A 23,339-nucleotide genomic window follows, 5' to 3' on the forward strand; every position below is an offset into this window, starting at 1 on the left:
GCGCGGTCACCGTGCGTGCGGACCCGCGAAAGTCGCCGCTCCTTGACTTCGGCGGTGATCACGGTGCACGATAGTTGCGCAGTTCGGTCATCCGAGTTGCGCAGATCGCGCAAGAAAGCGTTGACGCACTGCTGATCAACCTGGGTACCCGCCACGCTTCGCCACCACACGCCGCACAGGCGGCGCGGGCAAGCCCCCGACCCGAGGCACAGTCGGCTGCCTGGAAGACCTGAACCACGTGCCGGCCACCGGAAGGAAGAATCCGTGAGCGACCTCCCCATCCTCGCCGTCACCCTCGGCGACCCCGTCGGCATCGGCCCCGAGATCACCCTCAAGACGCTCGCCGAGCCCGAGTCCCTGCAGCTGGCGCGCGGGGTCGCGGTCGGCGACGCGATCGTGCTGGAACGCCTGGTCCGGCACCTCGGCCTGAACCTGGAGATCAACCCGATCGCCACGGTCGCCGACGCGCGCTTCACCACGGGCGTGATCGACATCCTCAACCTCGGCGTCGTCCGCGAAGACCTGCCGTGGGGCGAGGTCAACGCGACCGCGGGCGCCGCCGCCGTGGGCGCGATCGAAGTGGCCACCCGGCTCGCGCTGGCCGGCGAGGTCGACGCGGTCGTCACCGCGCCGATCAACAAGGAGGCGATCTGGGCGGCGGGCTCGCGGCACCTCGGGCACACCGAGATGCTCGGCGAGCTGACCGGCTCGACCCGGTTCAACACGATGTTCTGGGTCTCGGGCCTGAAGATCTTCTTCGCCACCCGGCACCTCTCGCTGCGCCAAGCGATCGACCAGATCACCCGGGAGAACATCGAGCACGCGATCCGCGAGGCGTACACCGCGCTGGAGGTGTTCGGCACGGAGAAACCGAGACTCGCCGTGGCGGCGTTGAACCCGCACGGCGGCGAGAACGGCAAGTTCGGCGACGAGGAGATCATCGCGATCGCGCCCGCGGTGGCCGCCGCGCGGGTCGCCGGGCTGGACGTGGTCGGCCCGATCCCCGCGGATTCGGTGTTCCACCAAGGGATCCAGGGCCGGTTCGACGGCGTGCTCTCGCTCTACCACGATCAAGGGCACATCGCGTCGAAGACGTACGACTTCGACGGCACGGTCTCGGTGACGGTCGGGCTGCCGATCCTGCGCACGTCGGTCGACCACGGCACGGCGTTCGACATCGCCGGCACCGGCCGGGCCTCGCACGGCACGATGGTCGCGGCGTTCAAGGCGGCGGCGACGCTGGCGCCGTACGCGCGGAAACTGCCCGCCATCTACCCACCGAGCCGATGACGGCGGTGCCGGCGGGGGTGCCCCGCAAGCGGTGGGCGTACGTCATCCCGGTCGCGGTGGTCATGTACATGCTGGCCTACCTCGACCGCACGAACGTCGCGGTGATCCTGCCCTACATCGGCGACGACTTCCCGTTGTCGGCCAGCGCGAAGGGGCTGGCGAGCGGCATCTTCTTCCTCGGCTACCTGATCCTGCAGATCCCGGCGGCCGTGCTGGCGGTGAAGTGGAGTGCCCGCAAGACGGTGCTGGTGCTGATGATCGCGTGGGCGATCGCAGCCGTCCTGTGCGGACTTGTGCAGAACGAGACCCAGCTGCACCTCGCGCGGCTGCTGCTCGGCCTGTTCGAAGGCGGCGTCTGGCCGGCCGTGCTGATCCTGCTGGCGTCGTGGTTCCCGCAGGCGGAACGCGCCCGGGCGAACGCGCTGTGGATGACCTGCCTGCCGATCTCGGCGATCATCATGTCGCCGCTGTCCGGGCTGATGCTCGACCACATGTCCTGGCGCTGGGTGTTCGTGCTCCAGGGCCTGCCGCCGCTGCTGTGGGCGGTCGTCTGGTGGTTCGCGGTGGCGGACCGGCCGGCGCAGGCCCGCTGGATCTCCGCGGAAGAACGCGAGTACCTCGAAAGCACCCTGAAAGCCGAAGAAGACGCGAAGCCGGCGTTCGCGAAGCAGGGTTACCGGCAGGCGCTGGCGAACCGGCAGGTCCTGCTGCTGGTCGGCGTCTACTTCTTCTGGACGACGGGCTTCTACGGCTTCTCGTTGTGGCTGCCGTCGGTGGTGAAGACGATGACGGGCGGCTCGGCGACGTCCGTGGGCCTCCTGTCGGCCATCCCGTACGTCCTCGCGCTGGCGGGGATGGTCACGTGCGCGCACTGGTCCGACCGGACCGGCAACCGGCGGCTCGCGATCACCGTCCCCCTGGTCGCCGCGATCGCCGGGCTGCTGCTCGGCAACCTCGTGCACTGGCCGGCGGCGGTGCAGCTGGCGCTGCTTTGCGTCGTCGCGACCGGCGTCTACATGCCGTACGGGCCGTTCTGGGCCATCCCCAGCCGGATCCTCGGCATCGAGGTCGTGGCCGTGGCGATGGGCCTGATCAACGCGCTGGGCAACCTCGGCGGGTTCGCCGGGCCCTACCTGGTCGGCTGGCTCACCGACGTCACCGGCAGCGCGACCACCGGCTTCGTCGTCCTGGCCGCGTTCCTCGCCGTGGCCGCCGGGCTGGCGTTCTTCGGGCTGAAACCGTCCGTCGTGGAAGACTCGGCGCATGTCCCAGCCGCGACCAGGCACCCGTGACCGGCGCGCGATGCTCCTGGAAGCCGTCCGCGACGGCTCGGGCAGCATCGCGGAACTGGCCGAGGAGTTCGGTGTCTCGGAGTCGACGATCCGCCGCGACCTCGCCTCGCTCGCCGGAGCCGGGCACGTGGTCCGCACCTACGGCGGCGCGCTCGACACCGAACGCGGCCCGCTCGAGAAGGACCGCGAGCACGCGGCGGCGAAGGACGCCATCGCCCGGGAAGCCGCCGCGCTGGTGCGCGACGGCGAGGTCGTGCTGCTCGACGCCGGCACGACCACGGGCAGGCTCGCCCGCCACCTCGCCCACCGCGAGGGGCTGACCGTCGTCACGAACGGCGTCAACGCCATCCGTGAGCTGGCGGGCTTCGCCGGGATCGACCTGATCGTCCTCGGCGGCCGGCTGCGGCACCCCGACGAAGCGATCCTCGGCGAGAGCGTGCTGGCCCAGCTGCGACACATCTCACCCGATCGGGTGTTCCTGGGCGCGGACGGCCTGGTGGCCGATCGGGGCCTGTGCTGCCCCTCACTCGAGCAGTCGGTCGTCAAGCACGCGATGCTGCACGCCGGCGGCGAAGCGTACGTGCTGGCCGACCACTCCAAGCTGGGCCAGGCGCCCTTTTCGTATTGGGCACCGCTCGACCGCGAGTACCGGTTGATCACCGACGAACCGAAGGTCGACGTCACCTATCCGCAGTTCGCCCAGAGCGTGATCCTGGCGAGCGATCCCGAAACTGTCGGTGGTGCCGCGCATCATGGACGACGTGGCAACTGACGTGCTCGACCTCTTCTCCCCCGCGACCCGCGACTGGTTCGCGGGGGCCTTCGCCGCGCCGACCGCGGCGCAGGAAGGAGCCTGGCGGGCGGCGCACGCGGGCGAGCACGCCCTCGTCGTCGCGCCGACCGGCTCCGGCAAGACGCTGTCGGCGTTCCTCTGGGCGCTGGACCGGCTGTCGGTGGAGCCACCGCCCGCGGAGGCCACGAAACGCTGCCGGATCCTCTACGTCTCCCCGCTGAAGGCGCTCGCCGTCGACGTCCAGCGGAACCTGCGCGCCCCGCTCGCCGGCATCTCGCAGGCCTCGCGGCGGCTCGGGCTCCCGGTACCGGAGATCGAAGTCGGCATGCGCACCGGCGACACCACCGCGGCCGAGCGCCGCTCGTTCGGCAAGACCCCGCCGGACGTCCTGGTGACCACGCCGGAATCGCTGTTCCTGATCCTCACGTCGTCGGCGCGGGAGTCGCTGCGCGGCGTCGAGACCGTGATCGTCGACGAGGTCCACGCGGTCGCCGGCGGCAAGCGCGGCGCGCACCTCGCACTTTCGCTGGAACGGCTGGATTCGCTGCTGCCGAAGCCGGCGCAGCGGATCGGCCTCTCGGCGACGGTCCGCCCGGTCGACGAGGTGAGCGCGTTCCTGGCCGGCGGCCGCCCGGTGCGGGTGGTCCAGCCGAAGCTGGCGAAGACCATCGAGGTGCGGGTCGAGGTCCCGGTCGAGGACATGAGCAACCTCGACGCCCCGCGCGGCCCGGCGCCGAGCCCGTTCGACGAACTGGAGTCGATGACCGAGGCTTTCCCACCGGGTGAGGTCGCGCCCGGCGGGCTGGGCACACTGGAGGAGATCTCCGGCAACCCCGTGCAGCGGCCGTCGATCTGGCCGGCGGTGGAGGAGCGGGTGCTGAGCCTGATCCGGTCCCACCGCTCGACCATCGTGTTCGCCAACTCCCGCCGGCTCACCGAGCGGATGACAGCGCGGCTGAACGAGCTGGCCGCCGAGCAGACCGAGCTCACCCCCGAAGACGCGTTCCCGGCCGAAGCCATCGGGCAGTCCGGGGTGAGCACCGGCGCGCCGCCGGTGATCGCCCGGGCGCACCACGGGTCGATGTCGCGGGAGCAGCGCACGCACGTCGAGGAGGACCTCAAGTCCGGGCGGCTGCCGTGCGTGGTGGCGACGTCGTCGCTGGAGCTGGGCATCGACATGGGCGCGGTCGACCTGGTGATCCAGATCGAAGCGCCGCCGACGGTGGCGTCCGGGCTGCAGCGCGTCGGCCGGGCCGGGCACCAGGTCGGCGCGGTGTCGTCCGGGGTGATGTTCCCCAAGTTCCGCGGTGACCTCGTCTCCTGCGCGGTGGTCGCCGAACGGATGGCGAGCGGCGCGATCGAGGCGGTCCGCTACCCGCGCAACCCCCTGGACGTCCTGGCGCAGCACGTCGTCGCGATGGTGGCGCTCGAGCCGTGGACGGTGCCGGACCTGGCGTCGCTGGTGCGGCGGGCCGCACCGTTCGCGTCGCTGCCGGACGACGCGCTGCACGCGGTGCTCGACATGCTCGCCGGCCGGTACCCGAGCGAGGAGTTCGGCGAGCTGCGGGCCCGGATCACCTGGGACCGCATCGCCGGCGAGCTGCGCGGGCGCCCCGGCTCGCAACGGCTGGCCGTCACCTCCGGCGGCACCATCCCCGACCGCGGCCTGTTCACCGTGATGACCCCGGGCGGGGACGACAAGCCCGGTTCGCGCGTCGGCGAGTTCGACGAGGAGATGGTCTACGAGTCGCGCGTCGGCGACACCATCCTGCTCGGCACGTCGTCGTGGCGGATCACCGACATCACGCACGACCGGGTCATCGTGGTGCCGGCTCCCGGCGAACCGGCGCGGATGCCGTTCTGGAAGGGCGACGCGCCGGGCCGTCCGCTGGAACTCGGCCGGGCGCTGGGGAAGTTCGTCCGCGAACTGTCCACAGCGGACGATCAGAAGGCCCGCGAACGGGCCGCGGCGGCGGGGCTCGACGAGCGGGCGTGCGACAACCTCCTCGCGTACCTGAGCGAGCAGAAGGCGGCCACCCGGCACGTGCCGAACGACCGGACGATCCTGCTGGAGCGCTACCGCGACGAGCTGGGCGACTGGCGGATCATCGTGCATTCGCCGTTCGGCGCGCAGGTGAACGCGCCGTGGGCGCTGGCCATCGCGGCCCGGTTGCGGGAGAACCGCGGGGTGGACGCGCAGGTCGCGCACTCCGACGACGGCATCGTGCTGCGGCTGCCGGACGCGCTCGACGCCGAGGGCGGCGACGTCACGATCGGCGCGGACGACATCCTGCTCGACCCCGAGGAGGTCGAGCAGCTGATCGTCGCGGAGGTCGGCGGTTCGGCCGTGTTCGCGGCGCGGTTCCGCGAGTGCGCGGCGCGCTCGCTGCTGCTGCCGCGCCGGGACCCGCGGCGGCGCACTCCCCTGTGGCAGCAACGGCAACGCGCGTCGCAGCTGCTGTCGGTCGCGTCGAAGTACGAGCGGTTCCCGGTCGTCCTCGAAGCGATGCGGGAGGTCCTGCAGGACGTCTACGACGTGAGCGGGCTGCGCGAGCTGATGGCCGACGTCCGGGCCCGCAAGGTCCGGCTGGTGGAGGTCGAGACGCCGGCGGCGTCGCCGTTCGCGCGCAGCCTGCTGTTCGGCTACGTCGGGATGTTCCTGTACGAGACCGACGCGCCGCTGGCCGAGCGGCGCGCGGCGGCGCTGTCGCTGGATTCGGCGCTGCTGGCCGAGCTCCTGGGCACCGAGGCGATCCGCGAACTGCTCGACCCGGAAGCCGTGCGTGAGGTGGAGCGGTCGCTGCAGCGGCTCGACCCCGACCGGCACGCGCGCTCGGCGGAGGACGCCGCCGACCTGTTGCGCTTCCTCGGCGACCTGACCGTCGAAGAGGCCGCCGAACGCGGGATCCAGGCGGAGTGGCTCACCGAACTGGAGGCGGCGCGGCGGGCGATCCGGGTGCGGATCGGCGGCACGGAACGGTTCCTGGCGATCGAGGACTCCGGCCGGGTCCGTGACGCGCTGGGCACCGCACTGCCGGTGGGGGTGCCCGAGGCGTTCACCGAACCGGTCGCGGACCCGCTCGGCGACCTGCTCTCGCGCTACGCCCGCAGCCGCGGGCCGTTCGCCGCGGCGACGGTGGCGGCGCGGTTCGGACTGGGCATGGCGGTCGTCACCGGCGTCCTCGACCGGATGACCGGGGAAGGCCGCCTGGTGCGCGGCGAGCTGAGTCCCGTCGGGCATCCGGACACCCACGGTGGGGGGGTCGAGTACTGCGACTCCGCGGTGCTGCGGCGGCTGCGTCGGGCGTCGCTGGCGAAGCTGCGGGCCGAGGTGGAGCCGGTCGAGCCGGCGGCGCTGGGCCGGTTCCTGCCGGCGTGGCACGGGTTCGGCGGCCGCGTCCGGGCCGCGCCGACGGCCGACGACGTGCTGTCGGTGGTCGAGCAGCTCGCCGGGGCGCCGTTGCCGGCGAGCGCGGTGGAGTCGCTGATCCTGCCCGGCCGGCTGCCGGGCTACTCCCCCGCGTTGCTGGACGAACTGACGACCGCGGGCGAGGTCACGTGGGCGGGCTGCGGCGCGCTGTCGGGCGGGGACGGCTGGATCGCGCTCGCCCCCACCGACGTCGCCGACCTGCTGCTGCCGGAAGTCGTCGAGGACATCCCGACCGGCCCGCTGCACGACGCACTCCTGTCCACTTTGGAGGGTGGCGCGCTGTTCTTCCGCCAGCTGGTGGACCGCGCGACCGTGCTGGTGGAGAAGGCGCCGGGGGACGCCGAAGTCGTGGCCGCGCTGTGGGACCTGGTGTGGGCCGGGCTGGTCACCGGCGACACGCTGGGACCGCTGCGGGCCCAGGTGGCCGGGCACGGCGCGCACAAGCCGCGGCGGCAGGCGCCCCGCGGCCGGTACGCGCGGTTGCGGGCGGGGCGGCCGCAGATGCCGTCGCGGTCGGGACCACCGACGGTCGCCGGCCGCTGGGCGCTGACACCGTCCCGCGAAACCGACGCGACCCGGCGCGCCCACGCGCGGACGGAGGCGTTCCTGGAGCGCCACGGCGTCCTGACCCGCGGCGCGCTCGACACCGAACGCGTCACCGGCGGCTTCTCGGGGATCTACAAGGTGCTGCGCGGCATGGAGGACACCGGCCAGGTGATCCGCGGCTACGTCGTGGAGGGGCTGGGCGCGGCCCAGTTCGCGGCGAAGGGAGCGGTGGACCGGCTGCGCGCGCTGTCGGGTCCGGGCCGTCCGGCGCCCGGCCGCGCGGTGGTGCTGGCGGCGGCGGACCCGGCCCAGCCGTACGGCGCGGCGCTCCCCTGGCCGGCCGCGACGGGCGACACCAAGCACCGTCCGGCCCGCAAGGCCGGGGCGCTGGCGGTGCTGGTGGACGGAGTTCCGGCGCTGTACGTCGAGCGAGGAGGAAGGTCACTGCTGAGCTTCACCGAGGAACGGCAACCCCTGGCGGACGCCGCGCAGGCGCTGTCGGCCGCGGTCCGGGAGGGCTGGCTGGGCCAGCTGGCGGTCCAGCGCGCGGACGGCGAGCAGGCGCTGACGTCCGAGCTGGCGGAGGTGCTGCGGGAGGCCGGTTTCCGGGCCACGCCCTCGGGTCTGCGCCTCCGGGCCTAAGCTGCCAGTCCGACACGCACGAAGGATGTTCTGCTCATGGCCATGCGCGAGCTGCGCTATTTCGGGGACCCGATCCTCAAGTCCGTCTGCGACCCGGTCACCGTGTTCGACGAGAAGCTCGAGGCGCTCGTGCGGGACCTGGTCGACTCGGTGAAGCCGGCCGGGCGCGCCGGGCTGGCCGCGCCGCAGATCGGGGTCGGGCTGCGCATCTTCAGCTACGACGTCGCCGGGCTCGCCGGGTACGTCGTCAACCCGGAGATCGTGGAGCTGTCCGAGGAGACGCACGAGATCGACGAGGGCTGCCTGTCGGTGCCGGAGCTGTGGTTCCCGACGAAGCGGGCCAAGCACGCGAAGGTGCGAGGCGTCGACATCCACAACGAGCCGATCGAGGTCGAAGGCGAGGACGTGCTGGCCCAGTGCCTCCAGCACGAAACCGACCACCTCGACGGCGTGCTCTACCTCGACCGCCTCACGGCCGAGCGCAAGAAGACGGCCCTGCGCGAAGCACGCGACAAGGACTGGTTCTGGAAGCGCTGACCAGGCCTCAAGCCGGCAGGAACATCCGCAGCTGGGTGCCCTCCTCGAGGGAGCGTTCCGTGCGCAGCCCCGCCCGGGCCGCCGTACGGGGCAACACGTCGTCGCCCGAAAGGCAGTCCGCCCTCAGCTCCGTGATGCCCTGAGTTTCCGCCAGCGCCGCCACCCTGGACAGCAGGGCCGTGCCGATGCCCTGGCGCTGCCAGTCGTCCTCCACCAGCAGGGAGATCTCGGCGCCGCCCGTCGCGGACGGGATCAGCTGGGCCAGGCCGATCACCTCGCGGCCGAAGACCGCGAGCACGCTCGTGCCGCGCGGTGGCACCAGCAGCCGGTGCAGCCAGCGGCGCGGAACCGTCCGGACTCCCGTGTGGTAGCGCCGGAAGAGCGTCGCCGTCGAGCAGCGGCGGTGCAGGTCGGCTACCGCTTCGGCGTCGGCGGGAACGCCCTTGCGCAGGACGATCGCCGCGCCGTCCGGGCGGTTCAGCACCACCGGGCCCGCGGCGTTCCGGGCCGCCGCGGTCAGCAACGTGACCAGCGCTTCGGCGCGGGTGAGCTCCAGCTGCACGAATGGCGCCCACTGGCGCCGCGCCACCAGCGCGTCTCCATCGCCCAGCGCGAACACCGCCCGGTGCCCGCTCTCGGTGCGGGCCGGGTTCGCCTCGGCCGTGGGGACGCGGGTGACCACGTCCGCGGCCAGCACGTCCTTCAGCACGTCGGCGAGGCGGGCCGGGTCGTCGACCGCGCGGCGGGCCGCGAGCAGCGTCGACGACGCCGGGTCGACCAGCTCGTGGACGTCGGCGTCGATGATCGCCGTGCACTCGCAGCCCTCGGCGCGGATGGCGTCGGCCAGGTGCCGCCGGGGCAGGCCGGTCGCCGGGCGCAGGACGATCTCGTCGAGCACGCCGCCGGGCACGGGCAGCACGGCCAGGCCGAGGATGTTGCACTCGAGGTCGGCGAGCCGGATCGCGATGCGGGCGAGGGTGCCGGGGTGGTCGTGCATCCGGATCCGGACCCGCCACGCGGACGGCGTGTCCGCCACCTCGACGGCGGCCGCCGGGCCGGCCTGGGGCAACGCTCTGGAGGTCTCCATGTCCTCCACGGTCCCGCGCGGTTGTTGCCGGGCCAGGACGCCGGTGTTTCGCTCAGGTCAGCGTTGGCCGGGGCCCGGCAACCCGGCCGAAACACTCGTCAGCCAGGACCGCAGCTCGGTCGCCAGGGCGACCGGGGCGTCCAGCTGGATGAGGTGACCGGCGCCGGCGACCGGGGTGAACGTCGCGCCGCGGATGCCCGCGGCCAGCCGCTCGCCGATCGGGACCGGGATCCACGTGTCCTCGGCGCCCCAGAGCACGCGCACCGGGAGTTCCACCCGGCCCAGCTCCGCTTCGTTCTCGGCCAGGTAGCGCTCGTCGTACGCGGCGATCTGGCGGTAGAACGCCGGCTGGCCTTCCTCGCCGAGCCACGGCGCGGCGAGCTCCGCGAGGTCGGCCTCCCGCAGTTCGCGGAAGCTCGCGTTGCCGATGTAGGCCCGGACCAGCGCCTCGTGGATGTACGGCGGCACCCGGGCGAGCACGTCCGGGTGCTCCTTGACGAGCTGGAAGAACGGCGAGCCCGACGGCGGGATGACCACGGCGTCGGCCATCAGCAGCGACGCGTACGGCACGCCGTGGACCAGGTGGGCGCGCAGCGACACGGCACCGCCGTAGTCGTGGGCGACGATGTGCGGCCGCTCGAGACCCCAGTGCGCGAGCAGCGCCTGGAACGCCTCGGCCTGGACGCCGAAGCCGACCGGGTGGTCCGCGGCCTTCGAGGACCGGCCGTAGCCCGGCATGTCCCAGAGGTACACGGTGAAGTCTTCGCTCAGCGCTTTGGCGAAAGGCCGCCACAACGCCGACGACCACGGTGTGCCGTGGCAGAACACCACCGCGGGGCCGGATCCGGCCCGGTCCCAGGCGATCCGGCGCCCCTGCCACTCGAAGGTCTCCATGCTCCCAAGCTAGGTCAGCGCGGGGTCAGTACGCAGAACTCGTTTCCCTCCGGATCCATCAGCACGCGCCACGGCAGCGCCGGGCCGCCGAGGTCGGCGGGCGCCGCACCCGCCGCCACGACCTCCGACACCGCCTCCGCGTGCGCGGTACCCGACCGCGGCGAGACATCGAGGTGCACCCGGTTCTTGACCCGCTTCACGTCGTCGTTGCGGAGGAACTCGAGCCACGGCCCGCGGCCCGAAGGCGCGCGCAGCCCCACCAGGACGTCGCCCTCGCGGGCGCTGACCGGCAGACCCGTGATCCGCGCCCAGAAGTCCGCCAGGCGCTCCGGATCGTGGGCGTCGACCACGATCGAGGCCACCGCGCCCGACCCCGCGTACCGGCCACGGGGTTCGAGGACGCAGAACTCGTTGCCCTCCGGGTCGGCCAGCACGACCCACGGCACCGCGCCCTGCCCGAGATCGACCCGGCGGCCGCCGAGCGCCAAGGCGCGCGACACCAGCTCCGCCTGGTGCGGGAGCGACGTGCTCGCCAGGTCCAGGTGGATCCGGTTCTTCACCTCCTTGGGCTCGGGCACGGGTACGAAAACGAGGTCGAGCTCCCAGCCGTCGGTGTCCGGGGCGCGCACGTCGACCTCGTCCGGCTCGTCGACCGCGACGCGCCAGCCGAGCAGCGCGGCCCAGAAGTCCGCCAAGACCCTCGGCCGCGCCGCGTCGATCACCAGGTTCACCAGGCGCGTGTTCATGCGCCGCAGGCTAACCGCCACCTCCGACAGTTCCGGTTCGGCTTCCCCACCGGCCGGATCATCGGGTCGCGAGCCGCAGCAGCGCCCAGAGCTGGGCCGCCTGGTCGTGCACGCCCCGGACGGTCACCGAGGTCAGGGACGACCGGCCCCACAACCACAGGTAGAGCCGCCCGGGTTCGGCGGCCGTGACGACGTCGTCCGCGGCCTCGGCCTCCTCGGCCGAACAGCGCCAGGCCTCGGTGGCCTCGGGTCCGGCCCGCGCGATCCAGCTGTGCGCGCCGGCGCGCACGCCGACCGAGCCCGCCTTCGTGCCGGTCAGCCCCAGCATCGGCAGCTTCTGCCCGAACCAGAGGGTCAGCGCCTCGTCGATGCCGTCGATCGCCAGGTCCTCGGCGACGCCACGCTGCTCCGCGCCCGCCGCCTGCTCGACGTCGACGCGGTGGACCAGCGTCTCGTGCAGCATCCGCCGCCGCCAGAACCCGTACGTCGGATCGGCCGGCCACCACGTGTCGGCGCGCTCTTCCGGGTCGTGCGCGGCCAGCTCGTCGAGCAGTTCGGCCAGGCCCGTCTCCAGGTACGCCGCCAGGCTCTGGCCCGGCTCGGGGTCGCGCTGCCAGTCTTCGGGGTTGCGGCCGTCGGCCAGCCGGCGCCGGACCATCCGGTAGAGGCTCCCGACGTGCCGGGCCACCTCGGCGGCCGACCAGCCCGGGCAGGCGGGCACCGGCGCTTCGGCGGGCGCCGCGTGGACGGCTTCGGCCAGCACGCGGCCTTCGATCCCCAGCGCCGTGAGCAGCCGCCCGCGGTCGACCGGGCCGTGCTCACGCGACATGGGCTTCCCCGGTGATCGGGAGGCCGTGCACCAGGCGGCGGACCAGTTCGAGGAACGGCGTGGCGGCGCGCACCAGTTCGGCGGCCGACTCCGCGGTGACCTTGCCGGTGATCCCGGCCTGCGCGGCGGCGCGCGCGGCCGAGTTGCCCGCGAAGAAGGCCGACCACTCCCGCAGTTCGGGGGCGACGGAGTCGAGCAGCACCCAGGTGCTGGCCGGCCGCGCGCGGCCCCGGTGCGGCCGTCCCCGGGCGGCGAGCACGGCGGCGGCACCACGCAGCGCGGCGAGGTAGGCACCGATGAAGCGCTCGGCGGGAGCGGTCTCCCGCTCGGCCTCGGCGAGCCCGCGCCGGGCTTGGGCGAGCAGGCCGGCGGCAACGGGCGCTGCGGGCGGCCGCAGGGACATGGGCAGCTCGGACTGGCTGCGCTCAGGGTCGGTGGCCGGTTCGTTCTGCACATTGGCGGTGGGCGCGGTGGGCGGGCGCAGGGATTCGGGGAGCTGGGCTTGCGGGGAGTCCGCGATGGGCGGGCGCAGCGAGGCCGGCAGCTCAGGCTGCTCCGGCGAAGCCTGCTCACGCTCCACATCAGCGGTGTGCGGGTGCAGCGAGGCCGGCACTTCGGCCTGACCGGCATCGGTGGTGGGCGGGCGCAAGGACATCGGCAGCCGGACCTGCTCGGCCTCCGCACCAGCGGTGCGCGGGCGCAGCGAAGCCGGCACCTCGGACTGACCGGCATCAGCGACCGGCGGGCGCAGGGACATCGGCAGCTCAGGCTGCCCCGGGTCAACCGCCGCGGGCGGGCGCGGGCGGCCCTCGCCGTCGGGTGCCGGGCGAGTTCGGCGGGGGCGGCCGTGGTGGGTGCCGGCCGCGGCCGGGGTGACCGGCGGGCGCAGCGGCATGGGCAGCTGCGGCTGCCCGGACTCCGTGGGGGACACGACCTTGACGGACATGACGACCCTCCTCCTGCGCGGGGTGAGCCCGATCGAGCACCCGGCGGCAGGACGCTTCCCCCGCCCCGCCGCCGGGCACCTGACCGGTGCGCGCTCACCGATGTCGAACGCTTGTTCGAACAATTTCCAGAGTAACCCCGACCCGGTGTCCGCTCAACCCCACGGGTGGAATCCCCGGACGTGGTGCGGGACACCAGGTCGGTGGCGTGATCTCATAGGTTCATGAGTTCGCTGGACCACCCCGCCGTCGCCAAGGTGGCGGCCGCGCTGGCCGAAGCCGGGCAGCACGCCGCCGCCGAGGGCATCCGCGTGCTGCCCGCCGAGGTCCGGACCGCCGCGCAGGCGGCCGAAGCGCTCGGCGTGCCCGTGGGGGCCATCGCCAACAGCCTCATCTTCCGCCTGGGGTCCGACAAAAAAGCGCTCCTCGCGCTCACCTCGGGCGCCCACCGCGCGGATCCGGCCACCCTCGAGCGGCTGGCCGGGGCCGGAATCGGCAAGGCCGACGCCGATTTCGTGCGGGCGCACACCGGGCAGCCGATCGGCGGCGTCGCCCCGGTCGGGCACCCCGAGCCGCTGCCGACGCTCGTCGACACCGCGCTGCGCGCCCACGACGTCGTGTGGGCCGCGGCCGGGCACCCGAAGACGGTGTTTCCCACGACCTTCGCCGAGCTGGTGGCGTTGACCGGGGGCACCCCGGGCGCGCTCGCCGGCGCGGAGGAGAATGGCCAGCCGTGACCGCGATGCCCGCCGGCTGCTCCCGCTACGTCCAGCTCTCCTCGGACGAGTTCCGCGCCCGCCTGCCCGAGGCGCTGGACATCTACGTCCGGGCGATGCGGTACCCGGCCGGCACCGCCGAGCAGCGCGCGCCGATGTGGCTCACCCACGCGCTGCGTGAGGGCTGGCGCTGCATGGCCGCGCTCGACGCCGACGACGTCCTGCTCGGGCTCGCCTACGGCTACCGCGGCCGGGCCGGGCAGTGGTGGCACGAGCAGGTGCGCCACGGCCTGAGCCGCCGCTTCGGGCCCGAAGCGGCGGAGCGCTGGCTGTCGGACTACTTCGAGCTGACCGAGATCCACGTCAAGCCGGAAAACCAGGGCCACCAGATCGGCGAGGACCTGCTACGCGCTCTGCTGGACGGCGTGCCGAGCGCGAACGTCCTGCTGTCGACGCCCGAGGGCACCAGCCGGGCGTGGAAGCTCTACCGGCGCACCGGGTTCGTCGACGTCCTGCGCGACTACCACTTCGCCGGCGACCCGCGGCCGTTCGCGATCCTCGGGCGGGCGCTGCCCCTCGACTCGCGCTGAGCCGAGGGGCGGCACCGGTCAGCGCGGTTCGGGGCGCCAGTACCCGATCCCCAGCGCCGCGACCAGGACGGCGGCGCCGCACCAGGCCGTGCCGCCGAGCCGTTCCCCGAAGAGCGCGGCGGACAGGACCGCGGCCGTCAACGGCTCGAGCACCGCGGACAGCGCCCCGAGGACGGGGTGCGCCGTCGCCAGGCCGCGCAGGTAGGCGGCGTAGGCGAGGGCGGTCGGCACCGCGCCGAGGTAGCAGGCGGCCGCGAGGACGTCCGCGTGCAGCGGCAGCGCCATGCCCGTCCAGCTCGCCACGGGGGTGAGCAGGAGACCGCCGGTCAGGCAGCCGAACGCCGTGGTGGCCAACGGGTCGAGGCCTTCGACCGGCTTCGCGGTGAGCAGCGTCAGGGCCGCGAAGCCCGCCGCGGCGAGGAGCGCGAAGCCGAGGCCTCCGACGAGGTGGGCGGGTTCGTCCGGTGACCAGCGGAGCAGCACCAGGCCGGCGAGCGTGCCGGCGAGGGAGAGCACCGTCCAGCGGTGGGGCCTGCGCACCACCGCGAGCGTGACGACGACGGGTGCCGCGCCGATGGTGGTCATCGTGGCGATGCTGACCGAGCTGAGCGACACCGCGGCGAAGTAGCTCGCCTGGAAGAGGGCGAACAGCGCGCCGACGGCGAGAAGCCGCTTCGCCGCTTCGGCGGTGCGGGGGAAGGCGCCGCCTTTCAGCAGGACGAAGACGGTCGCGACACCACCGCCGACGAGCAGCCGGTACGCGGCGACGGCGAGCGGGTGCAAGCCGGCGAGCTGCCCGAGCAGCGAGCCGGCGAGGCCGCCGGTGCCCCAGAGGACACCGGCGAGAACGAGCGCGGCCGAGGACCGGGCGCGCGTGGACAGGGTTGCCAAAGGAACGCTCCTGCGTCGAAGGAAAAGGGAGTTCGACGACGCGGGGCGGTGCGCATGAAGAATCAGCCGCGGGCACTGGAGGCCACACGGCTGGGACCACCCCGCTCAGGCGCGGGGCGGTGGGGTGACGAAGAGAATTCGGCGCACGGGGCGAACCTAGTGGCGGCGGACGCCTTGCGGCCACCGGTTTTTCGGTGGCCGCAAGGCGGATCTCAGTCCAGCTGGGCCAGCTGCTCCCGCAAGGTGTCCAGCCCCATCCCGCCCAGCCGCAGCGCCTCCATGTGGAACCGCTTGATGTCGAACGCCTCACCCGCGCGGGCCTGGGCCTCCGAGCGGGCCGCCAGCCACAGCCGTTCGCCAATCTTGTACGCCGGGGCCTGGCCCGGCCAGCCCAGGTACCGGTCGATCTCGTCGCGGACGTGTGCTTCGTCGGTGATCGTGCGGGTCAGCATGAACTCCAGGCCCAGCTCCGGGGTCCACCGCGCGCCCTCGTGGAAGCCCGTTCCGGCCGGGATCGGGAGCTCCAGGTGCATGCCCAGGTCGACCACCACCCGCGCCGCGCGGAAGAGCTGCTCCGACAGCATTCCCAGCAGGTCGCCGTCGTCGGAGAGGTAGCCCAGCTCCTCCATCAGGCGCTCCGAGTACAGCGCCCAGCCCTCCGCGTGCCCCGACGTGAACGCCATCAGGCGCTGGTACTTGTTCAGCCCCTCGGACTGGTCCACCGCCGTCGCGATCTGGAGGTGGTGGCCCGGCGCTCCCTCGTGGTACACCGTGCTCGTCTCGCGCCACGTGACGAACTCGTCGCGGCCGGCCGGCAGGGACCACCACATCCGGCCCGGGCGGGTGAAGTCCTCGCTCGGGCCCGTGTAGTACGCGCCCACTCCGCCGCCCGGCGGCGCGATCTTGCACTCCAGCGCCATCACGCGATCCGAAATCTCGAAGTGCTTGCCGCGCAACGACTTCAGCGCCTCGTCGGACAGGTGCTGCATCCACGCCTCGAACTCGGCGCGGCCGCGGACGCGGTAGCGGGGGTCCGCGTCCAGCACCGCCGCGGCCTCCGTCAGGGACGCACCGGCCCTGACGCGGTTCGCGACCGCCCGCATCTCGGACTCGATCCGGGCGAACTCCGCCCAGCCCCACTCGTAGGCTTCGCGCAGGTCCAGCGCCGCGCCGACGAAGTACCGCGACCACAGGCGGTAGACGTCCTCGCCGACGGCGTCCTTGACCGGGGCCTTGGGCGCCAGCTCGGCCCGCAGGAACCCGGCGAACTCCGCGAACGCCTCCTCGGCGGCCCGCGCGCCGTGCGCAAGGTCTCCCCTGAGCGCTTCACCCTGTGAAGACGCGCCGCCGACGAGCCGGCTGAAGTACCCCGTCTCGTCCTTCAGCCCCGCCCACGTCTCGCACTGCTCCGCCACCTTGCCGACCTGCCGCAGCGCCGCGACGCGCCCCGCGTCGGCCGCCGTGAGCAGGCCGTTGCGGACGTTCGCGAGCGCCTGCGGGACCTCGCCGAGCCGGGCCGAGACGACCGACCAGTCCTCCTCGGTGTCGAGCGGCATCAGGTCGAACGCCATCCGCAGCTCCTGCACCGGGCTGGAGATGACGTTGAGGCTCGCCACGTCGAGGCCGGCCTCGTGGATCTCCAGCTCCAGGCCGACGCGCTCGGTGAACACGGCCTTCGCGGCGCGCTCGGCGGCGTCCCGGGGTTCGGCGGCCGTGACGGCGGCGTGCGCCCGCGAAGCCAGGCCGGCGCGCTCGGCGAACCCGTCCGCCGAGTAGTCGGTCAGGCGGTGGTCGTGACCCTTGATGCCGTAGGCGGTCGCCGCGACCGGGTCGGCGGCCGCGTATTCGTCGACGTAGCGGTCACAGATCCCGTGCACGCCATCGGAAGCAGTAGAAGCCATGCGCCGCACGCTACCGAACCACTGAGGGCGTGCGGTACGGACTTAGTGCGGGGGTCCGGGTGGCGGAGGCCCCCGGCCCGGGGCGAAGCCCCGGTTGTCACGGCCTTAAGCACGGGCCGGGACCAAGCCGAGGCGCGCGATGACCTCGCGGGTCGCCTTCGACCGGTTGAACGTGTAGAAGTGCAGGTTCGGCACGCCCTCGGCGATCAGCTTCTCGCACAGCTCCGTCGTGACGTCGATGCCCGCCGCACGGAACGCCTTGGGGTCGTCGGCGAGCGGTTCGAGCCGGTCCAGGAGCTTGCGGGGCGCCGGGGCGCCGGACAGCTTGATCGTCGTCTGCAGCGTCCGCATGGTCGTCAGGGGCATGACGCCGGGCAGCACCGGCACGTCGCAGCCGGTCGCGGCCACCCGGTCGCGCAGCCGCAGGAAGTCCTCGGCGTCGTGGAACAGCTGGGCGATCGCGAAGTCGGCGCCCGCCCGCAGCTTGCGGACCAGGTACTTCGTGTCGGTCTCCAGTTCGGGCGAGCGCGGGTGGCCGTAGGTGTACGCCGACACGCCGATGCAGAAGTCGCCCAGCTCCCGGACCAGCTGGACCAGCTCTTCGGCGTAGGTCAGGCCCTCCGGGTGCGGGATCCAGTCGCCGTAGACGTCGCCCGGCGGGTCGCCGCGCAGCGCGAGGATGTTGCGGACGCCGACCGAGGCGTACCAGCCGATCACGTTGCGCAGCTCGGCGACGGAGTGGTTGACCGCGGTCAGGTGCGCCATCGGCACCAGCGTCGTCTCCGTCGCGACGCGGGCGATGCTGCGGATCGTGCCGTCCCGGCTGGAGCCGCCGGCGCCGTAGGTGATCGACATGTAGGCCGGGTCGTACGGCTCGAGCTCCCGGATCGCCTTCCAGAGGACGGCCTCGTCCGCCGTGTCCCGGGGCGGGAAGAACTCGATGGAGAACTTCGGCCCTTCTCCTCGCAACCGCTCGATCACCGACGTCATACCCGAATGTTAAGGGTCTCCGGGACTAAACTGGTCACGGGAGTGAGCCATGCGGGATGACGACGCGAGCTGGGACGAGGACGTGCGCCTCGCCGTCTACCACGCCTTCGCCGGCCGTGGCCGCGCGCCGTCCGCGCCGGAGCTGGCCGACGCGGCGGGCGGGTCGCTGGCCGTCGCGAAGCAGGCGCTGCACCGCCTCGCCGCGGCCCACCACCTGGTGCTCGACGAGTACGAGCACGTCGTGCTGGCCCACCCGTTCGCGGCGAAGTCGCTCGGGTTCTCGGTGATGGGCGCGCACACGCTGTGGTGGGGCGGCTGCGCGTGGGACTCCTTCGCCATCCCGCACCTGGTGGCCGGGGAGCCGGAGGTGCTCGTCGCGACCCGCTGCCCCGGCTGCGGTCAGCCGCACGCCCTGGTCGTGGCGCGCACCGCGCCGCCCGAAGGCGCGCAGGTGGCGCACTTCCTCGTGCCCGCCGCGCGGATGTGGGACGACGTGCTGCACACCTGCGGCCACCAGCGGCTGTTCTGCGACGAGTCCTGTGTGGACGCCTGGCTGGCGGCGACCGGGCGGGCCAAGGGGTACGTGATGGACCTGGTCACGCTCTGGCGGCTCGCCCGCGGCTGGTACGAGGGCCGGCTCGAACGCGGCTACCGGCGGCGGGAACCGGACAGCGCCGTCGCCTACTTCGCCGAAACGGGCCTGACCGGGCCGTTCTGGGCGGCCCCGGCCCGAGTCTGATTCGCCACATCCGGGTGCCCCGGCACCTCGCGCCCCCGCCGGTTCCGCGAGGATGACGGTATGAACGCGCCCGTTTCCGACGCCGCCCTGCCCGCCCACGTAGAGCGCGCGCTGGCCGGGTTCCTCGGCCGGGCGAGCGCGGAAATCGTGGCGACCGAGCCGACCGTGAAGGCCGGGATCGACGCGCTGAGCGGGTTCGTGCTGACCGGCGGCAAACGCTTGCGTCCCACGTTCGCCTGGTGGGGCTGGCGCGGCGCGGGCGGCGACCCGGCGGGGCCGGACGCCGAGGGTGTGCTGCAGGCCGTGTCCAGCCTCGAGCTGATCCAGGCGTGCGCGCTGATCCACGACGACCTGATCGACTCCTCCGACTCCCGCCGCGGTTTCCCGACCGTGCACATCGCGGGCGCGAAGCTGCACGCCGACCAGGGCTGGCTCGGCTCCCCCGCGACGTTCGGCCTCGCCACCGCGGTGCTCGTCGGCGACCTGGCCCTGGCCTGGGCGGACGACATGTTCGCCGAAGCGCCGCTGCCGGCGGCGACCCTGGCCGCGGCCCGGCCCGCGTGGCGTGCGATGCGCACCGAGGTGCTCGCCGGGCAGTACCTCGACGTCCGCACGCAGGCCACCGGCGACGCCTCCGTCGAGGCCGCGCTGAAGATCGACCGGCTCAAGACGGCCGCCTACACCGTGCAGCGGCCGCTGCACCTCGGCGCCGCGCTCGGCGGGGCCTCCCCCGAGCTGATCGCCACGCTGCTGGAGTTCGGCGGCGAGGTCGGCATCGCGTTCCAGCTGCGCGACGACCTGCTGGGCGTGTTCGGCGACCCGTCGGTCACCGGCAAGCCCGCCGGCGACGACCTGCGCGAAGGCAAGCGCACGCTGCTCGTCGCGCTCGGCCTGCAGCTCGCCGCCGAGAAGGGCGAGACGGCCGCGGCCACCGTGATCGCGGACGCGATCGGCGACGCGGACCTCTCCGACGAGGGCGTGGAAACCGTCCGGATGGCGTTGCAGCAGGTCGGCGCGGTCGACGCGGTCGAGTGGCGGATCGACGAGCTGACCACCGCGGCGATGGCCGCCCTCGAGCGCGCGCACCTGGCCGAGCCCGCGCCGGAGGCGCTGACCCGGCTGGTCGTCAAGGCCACCCAGCGGACGTACTGACGTGCGCACGAACAGTAGATCCATCGGGGCGGCCGACCACGTCGTCGTGATCGGCGCCGGGCTGGCCGGCCTTTCGGCGACCCTGCACCTGCTCGGCGCCGGACGGCGCGTCACGCTGCTGGAACAGGCGGACGCCCCGGGCGGGCGCGCCGGGCAGGAGACCTTCGACGGCAACGCCGTGGACACCGGCGCGAGCGTGCTGACCATGCCCGAGCTGCTCGAAGAGGCGTTCGCCGCGGTCGGCGAACCCCTGGCCAAGAACCTGCGCCTGACCCGGCTCGACCCGGCGTACCGGGCGCGGTTCGCCGACGGCCGCGAGCTCGCCCTGCACACCGACGGCGACGCCATGGAGGCCGAGATCCGCACCTTCGCGGGCGGCCGCGAGGCGGCGGGTTACCGGGCGCTGAGACGCTGGCTGACCGAGCTGTACGCCGTGCAGAAGGACCGGTTCCTGGCGACGAACTTCGACTCGCCGTTCGACCTGGCCCGCCCCGAGCTCGCGAAGCTCGCGGCGCTGGGCGGGTTCGGCCGGCTCGGCCCGCGGGTCGGCCGCTACCTGCTCGACGAGCGGGTCCGGCGGCTGTTCACCTTCCAGGCGCTCTACGCCGGTCTCGACCCGGCGACCGCGATCGGCGCGTACGGCGTCATCGCGTACATGGACACCGTCGGCGGCGTCTACTTCCCCGAAGGCGGGATGGGCGAGATCGGCCGGGCGATGACCGGCGCGGCGACCCGGGCGGGCGCGGGCGTGCGGTTCGGCACCGAAGCCGCGTGGCTCGAGCGGGTGAATTCGCGGGTACGCGCGGTCCGCACGCGCTCGGGCGAGCGGATCGCGTGCGACGCCGTCGTGCTCGCCACCGAGCTGAGCGCGGCCTACCGGCTCATCGGCGCGCGGCCCCGGCGGCCGGTGCCGCTGCGGTACTCGCCGTCGGCCGTCGTCCTGCACGGCCGGGCGACGCGGGCGTGGGACCTCGGGCACCACACGATCTACTTCGGCGACGCCTGGGAGCGCACGTTCGCGGAGATCATCCGCGAGGGGAAGCTCATGAGCGACCCGTCGCTGCTGGTCACGCGCCCGACGGCGACGGACCCGGGGCTGGCCGGGCGCGGCGGCGAGATCGTCTCGGTGCTCGCGCCGGCCCCGAACCTGCGTCGCGGGCCGATCGATTGGGCCCGCGTACGCGGGCCGTACCGCGAAGAGCTCCTTCGCACGCTCGAAGCGCGGGGGCTGACCGGGTTCGGCGACGAGTTCACCGTCGACGAGACCATCACCCCGGCGGACTGGGCGGCGCGCGGGCTCGCCGCCGGGACGCCGTTCTCGCTGGCGCACACGTTCGCGCAGACCGGCCCGTTCCGGCCGGCGAACCTGGTGCGCGCGGCCGGCAACGTGGTGCTCGCCGGCTGCGGCACGACCCCCGGCGTCGGCATCCCGCCGGTGCTCATCTCCGGACGACTGGCTGCGGAAAGGATCACCGGCCGGTGAACGACTGTGCCGATAGTTCCCGATCCGACCGGCAGTCACGGCGGAAACCTTCGCCTCGTGCGGATCGGCTGCGGGCCGTGTCCGCCTGCTTTCGGCCGGATCGGGAACTGGACGCCGCGGGCATCACCGAGCCCGCGCTGCGCGCCGCCTACACCGAGTGCCGCCGCATCAACGCCCACCACGGGCGCACGTTCTTCCTGGCCACCCGGCTGCTGCCGGCGCGGGCGCGGCCCGCCGCGCACACGCTCTACGGGTTCGCGCGGATGGCCGACGAACTGGTCGACAACCCTTCCCCGGGCAGTGACCCGGCGACCGAGCTGGACCGGGTGGCCGCGCTGGTCGACGTCGTCTTCGACGGCGGCACCCCGGCCGACCCGGTGCTCGCGGCGCTGGCCGACACGGTGCGCCGGTACGGCATCGAACGCGGCCTGTTCGACGCGTTCCTGAAGTCCATGCGGATGGACCTTTCACCGGTCGAGTACACGACGTTCGCCGAGCTGGGCGAGTACATGTACGGCTCGGCCGCGGTGATCGGGCTGCAGATGCTGCCGGTGTTCGGCACGGTCGGCGCCTTGGCGGACGCCGAGCCGGGTGCGATCGCGCTGGGCGAGGCGTTCCAGCTGACGAACTTCCTGCGCGACGTCGGCGAGGACCTCGACCGCGGCCGGCTGTACCTGCCTCGGGCCGAGCTGGCGGCCTTCGGCGTCTCGCGAGCGTTGCTGGAAGAGCGGCGGCCGGACCCGCGGATCCGCGCGGCGCTGGCGTACTTCGTCGCGCGGACGCGGGCGGTGTACCGGCGGGCCGAGGCGGGGGTTTCGCTGCTTCGCCCGGAATCGCGGCCGTGCGTGCGGACGGCGTTGACGCTGTACGAGGGGATCCTGGACGAGATCGTGGCCTTGGACTACGACATCCTCACGCGGCGGGCGGTGGTGCCGAAGTCCCGCAGGCTGGTGGTCGCGCTACCCCCCTTGGCCACGGTTTGGGCGCGCGAGACGTTCCGGGGCGGTCGTAGGCTGCGGTCATGACCGAACGACGCATCCGGATCGGCCTGCAGCTCCAGCCGCAGCACGCCGACTACGACACCATCCGGCGCACCGCCTCGGCCGCCGAGGACCTCGGCGCCGACATCGTCTTCAACTGGGACCACTTCTACCCGCTGTACGGCGATCCCGAAGGCGCGCACTTCGAGTGCTGGACGATGCTCGGCGCGTGGGCGGAGTCGACGTCCCGCGTGGAGATCGGCGCGCTGGTGACCTGCAACAGCTACCGCAACCCCGAGCTGCTGGCCGACATGGCCCGCACGGTCGACCACATCTCCGGCGGGCGGCTCATCCTCGGCATCGGCTCGGGCTGGTTCGAGAAGGACTACGACGAGTACGGCTACGAGTTCGGCACCGCGGGCGGCCGCCTCGACGACCTCGCGGAGTCCCTCCCGCGCATCGAGTCGCGCCTCGGCAAGCTGAACCCGGCGCCGACCCGCAAGATCCCGGTCCTCATCGGCGGCGGCGGCGAGAAGAAGACCCTCAAGCTGGTCGCCAAGCACGGCGACATCTGGCACGGCTTCGGCGACCCGGAGGTCGTCGAGCGCAAGGTGAAGATCCTCGACCAGCACTGCGCGGACGTCGGCCGCGACCCGGCCGAGATCGAGCGGTCGTGCGGCGTCCAGGGCGAGCCGGACGAGCTGGGCCCGAAGCTGCTGGGCCTGGGCGTCACGACGTTCACGGTCGGCGTGGGCGGCCCGGACTACGACCTGGGCGCCCTCAAGTCGTGGATCGCCTGGCGCGACAAGACCAACTCCTGACTTTTGGTCCGTGAAGGCCTCCTTACCGGCTAAGAGAGCCGGTAAG

20 protein-coding genes are annotated in these 23,339 nt (G+C 73.3%); 12 read left to right on the forward strand and 8 right to left on the reverse strand.

What is annotated here, in order from left to right; genetic code table 11:
• Positions 1-264: 264 nt before the first annotated feature.
• The 5 genes from pdxA to def are packed head-to-tail and all read left to right on the forward strand — an operon-like array spanning position 265 to position 8,530.
• Positions 265-1,290, forward strand: coding sequence for a 4-hydroxythreonine-4-phosphate dehydrogenase PdxA (gene pdxA, locus AB0M83_RS32300; RefSeq protein WP_364522680.1), 1,026 nt, complete (start codon positions 265-267; stop codon positions 1,288-1,290).
• Positions 1,287-2,582: an MFS transporter gene (locus AB0M83_RS32305; RefSeq protein ID WP_364522682.1), complete on the forward strand. Its 1,296-nt coding sequence runs from the start codon at positions 1,287-1,289 to the stop codon at positions 2,580-2,582. Before pdxA ends, AB0M83_RS32305 begins: the two co-directional genes overlap by 4 nt.
• Positions 2,554-3,354: a DeoR/GlpR family DNA-binding transcription regulator gene (locus tag AB0M83_RS32310; protein WP_364522684.1), complete on the forward strand. Its 801-nt coding sequence runs from the start codon at positions 2,554-2,556 to the stop codon at positions 3,352-3,354. The genes AB0M83_RS32305 and AB0M83_RS32310 overlap by 29 nt, the downstream gene beginning before the upstream one ends.
• Positions 3,335-7,993, forward strand: a complete 4,659-nt coding sequence (locus AB0M83_RS32315) for a DEAD/DEAH box helicase (RefSeq protein ID WP_364522686.1) — start codon at positions 3,335-3,337, stop codon at positions 7,991-7,993. Before AB0M83_RS32310 ends, AB0M83_RS32315 begins: the two co-directional genes overlap by 20 nt.
• 36 nt (positions 7,994-8,029) lie before the next feature.
• Positions 8,030-8,530 carry a peptide deformylase gene (gene def / locus AB0M83_RS32320; RefSeq protein WP_364522688.1) on the forward strand — a complete coding sequence of 167 codons (501 nt, stop codon included), beginning with the start codon at positions 8,030-8,032 and terminating at the stop codon, positions 8,528-8,530.
• Between the two features lie 7 nt (positions 8,531-8,537).
• On the opposite strand, the gene AB0M83_RS32325 is transcribed toward def, so the two are convergent.
• From AB0M83_RS32325 to AB0M83_RS32345, 5 genes are read right to left on the reverse strand one after another with little or no spacing between them, the layout of a single operon-like run.
• A complete protein-coding gene (locus AB0M83_RS32325; protein ID WP_364522690.1) occupies positions 8,538-9,617 on the reverse strand; it encodes a GNAT family N-acetyltransferase in 1,080 nt (359 codons plus the stop codon).
• 57 nt (positions 9,618-9,674) lie between these two features.
• Complete coding sequence (locus AB0M83_RS32330) at positions 9,675-10,511, reverse strand: alpha/beta hydrolase (protein WP_364522692.1); 837 nt, start codon at positions 10,509-10,511, stop codon at positions 9,675-9,677.
• 14 nt (positions 10,512-10,525) lie between these two features.
• Positions 10,526-11,257: a VOC family protein gene (locus tag AB0M83_RS32335; RefSeq protein ID WP_364522694.1), complete on the reverse strand. Its 732-nt coding sequence runs from the start codon at positions 11,255-11,257 to the stop codon at positions 10,526-10,528.
• A gap of 58 nt (positions 11,258-11,315) precedes the next feature.
• Complete coding sequence (locus tag AB0M83_RS32340; RefSeq protein ID WP_364522696.1) at positions 11,316-12,086, reverse strand: maleylpyruvate isomerase family mycothiol-dependent enzyme; 771 nt, start codon at positions 12,084-12,086, stop codon at positions 11,316-11,318.
• Positions 12,076-12,489 (reverse strand): SAV_6107 family HEPN domain-containing protein, encoded by a 414-nt coding sequence (locus AB0M83_RS32345; RefSeq protein WP_364522723.1) that lies wholly within the window; start codon positions 12,487-12,489, stop codon positions 12,076-12,078. Before AB0M83_RS32345 ends, AB0M83_RS32340 begins: the two co-directional genes overlap by 11 nt.
• A 765-nt stretch (positions 12,490-13,254) precedes the next feature.
• Here AB0M83_RS32345 and AB0M83_RS32350 point away from each other — a divergent pair.
• Both AB0M83_RS32350 and AB0M83_RS32355 read left to right on the forward strand, forming a co-directional pair.
• The gene (locus AB0M83_RS32350; RefSeq protein WP_364522698.1) at positions 13,255-13,767 is read left to right on the forward strand and encodes a YbaK/EbsC family protein; all 513 of its coding nucleotides are present in this window, start codon (positions 13,255-13,257) and stop codon (positions 13,765-13,767) included.
• Positions 13,764-14,336 carry a GNAT family N-acetyltransferase gene (locus AB0M83_RS32355; protein ID WP_284741052.1) on the forward strand — a complete coding sequence of 191 codons (573 nt, stop codon included), beginning with the start codon at positions 13,764-13,766 and terminating at the stop codon, positions 14,334-14,336. The genes AB0M83_RS32350 and AB0M83_RS32355 overlap by 4 nt, the downstream gene beginning before the upstream one ends.
• An 18-nt stretch (positions 14,337-14,354) precedes the next feature.
• Here the strand turns inward: AB0M83_RS32355 and AB0M83_RS32360 are convergent, their stop codons facing one another.
• The 3 genes from AB0M83_RS32360 to metF form a co-directional block, all read right to left on the reverse strand.
• Positions 14,355-15,227, reverse strand: a complete 873-nt coding sequence (locus tag AB0M83_RS32360) for an EamA family transporter (protein ID WP_364522700.1) — start codon at positions 15,225-15,227, stop codon at positions 14,355-14,357.
• Between the two features lie 212 nt (positions 15,228-15,439).
• Positions 15,440-17,128 carry a DUF885 domain-containing protein gene (locus tag AB0M83_RS32365; protein ID WP_364522702.1) on the reverse strand — a complete coding sequence of 563 codons (1,689 nt, stop codon included), beginning with the start codon at positions 17,126-17,128 and terminating at the stop codon, positions 15,440-15,442.
• A gap of 105 nt (positions 17,129-17,233) precedes the next feature.
• Positions 17,234-18,118: a methylenetetrahydrofolate reductase [NAD(P)H] gene (gene metF / locus AB0M83_RS32370; protein WP_364522704.1), complete on the reverse strand. Its 885-nt coding sequence runs from the start codon at positions 18,116-18,118 to the stop codon at positions 17,234-17,236.
• A gap of 49 nt (positions 18,119-18,167) precedes the next feature.
• On the opposite strand from metF, the gene merB reads away from it, so the two are divergent.
• The 5 genes from merB (at position 18,168) to AB0M83_RS32395 (ending at position 23,293) form a co-directional block, all read left to right on the forward strand.
• Positions 18,168-18,857 carry an organomercurial lyase gene (gene merB, locus AB0M83_RS32375; RefSeq protein WP_364522706.1) on the forward strand — a complete coding sequence of 230 codons (690 nt, stop codon included), beginning with the start codon at positions 18,168-18,170 and terminating at the stop codon, positions 18,855-18,857.
• Positions 18,858-18,917: 60 nt separating this feature from the next.
• A complete protein-coding gene (locus tag AB0M83_RS32380; protein ID WP_364522707.1) occupies positions 18,918-20,009 on the forward strand; it encodes a polyprenyl synthetase family protein in 1,092 nt (363 codons plus the stop codon).
• Between the two features lies 1 nt (position 20,010).
• Complete coding sequence (gene crtI / locus AB0M83_RS32385; protein WP_364522708.1) at positions 20,011-21,492, forward strand: phytoene desaturase family protein; 1,482 nt, start codon at positions 20,011-20,013, stop codon at positions 21,490-21,492.
• 77 nt (positions 21,493-21,569) lie between these two features.
• Entirely contained in the window at positions 21,570-22,517 is a 948-nt protein-coding gene (locus AB0M83_RS32390; protein WP_364522709.1) for a phytoene/squalene synthase family protein, read from the forward strand.
• Positions 22,514-23,293, forward strand: coding sequence for an LLM class F420-dependent oxidoreductase (locus tag AB0M83_RS32395; protein ID WP_364522711.1), 780 nt, complete (start codon positions 22,514-22,516; stop codon positions 23,291-23,293). Before AB0M83_RS32390 ends, AB0M83_RS32395 begins: the two co-directional genes overlap by 4 nt.
• Positions 23,294-23,339 lie beyond the last annotated feature (46 nt).

It is taken from the genome of Amycolatopsis sp. NPDC051106 (assembly GCF_040682775.1).
Classification (GTDB): Bacteria; Actinomycetota; Actinomycetes; order Mycobacteriales; family Pseudonocardiaceae; genus Amycolatopsis.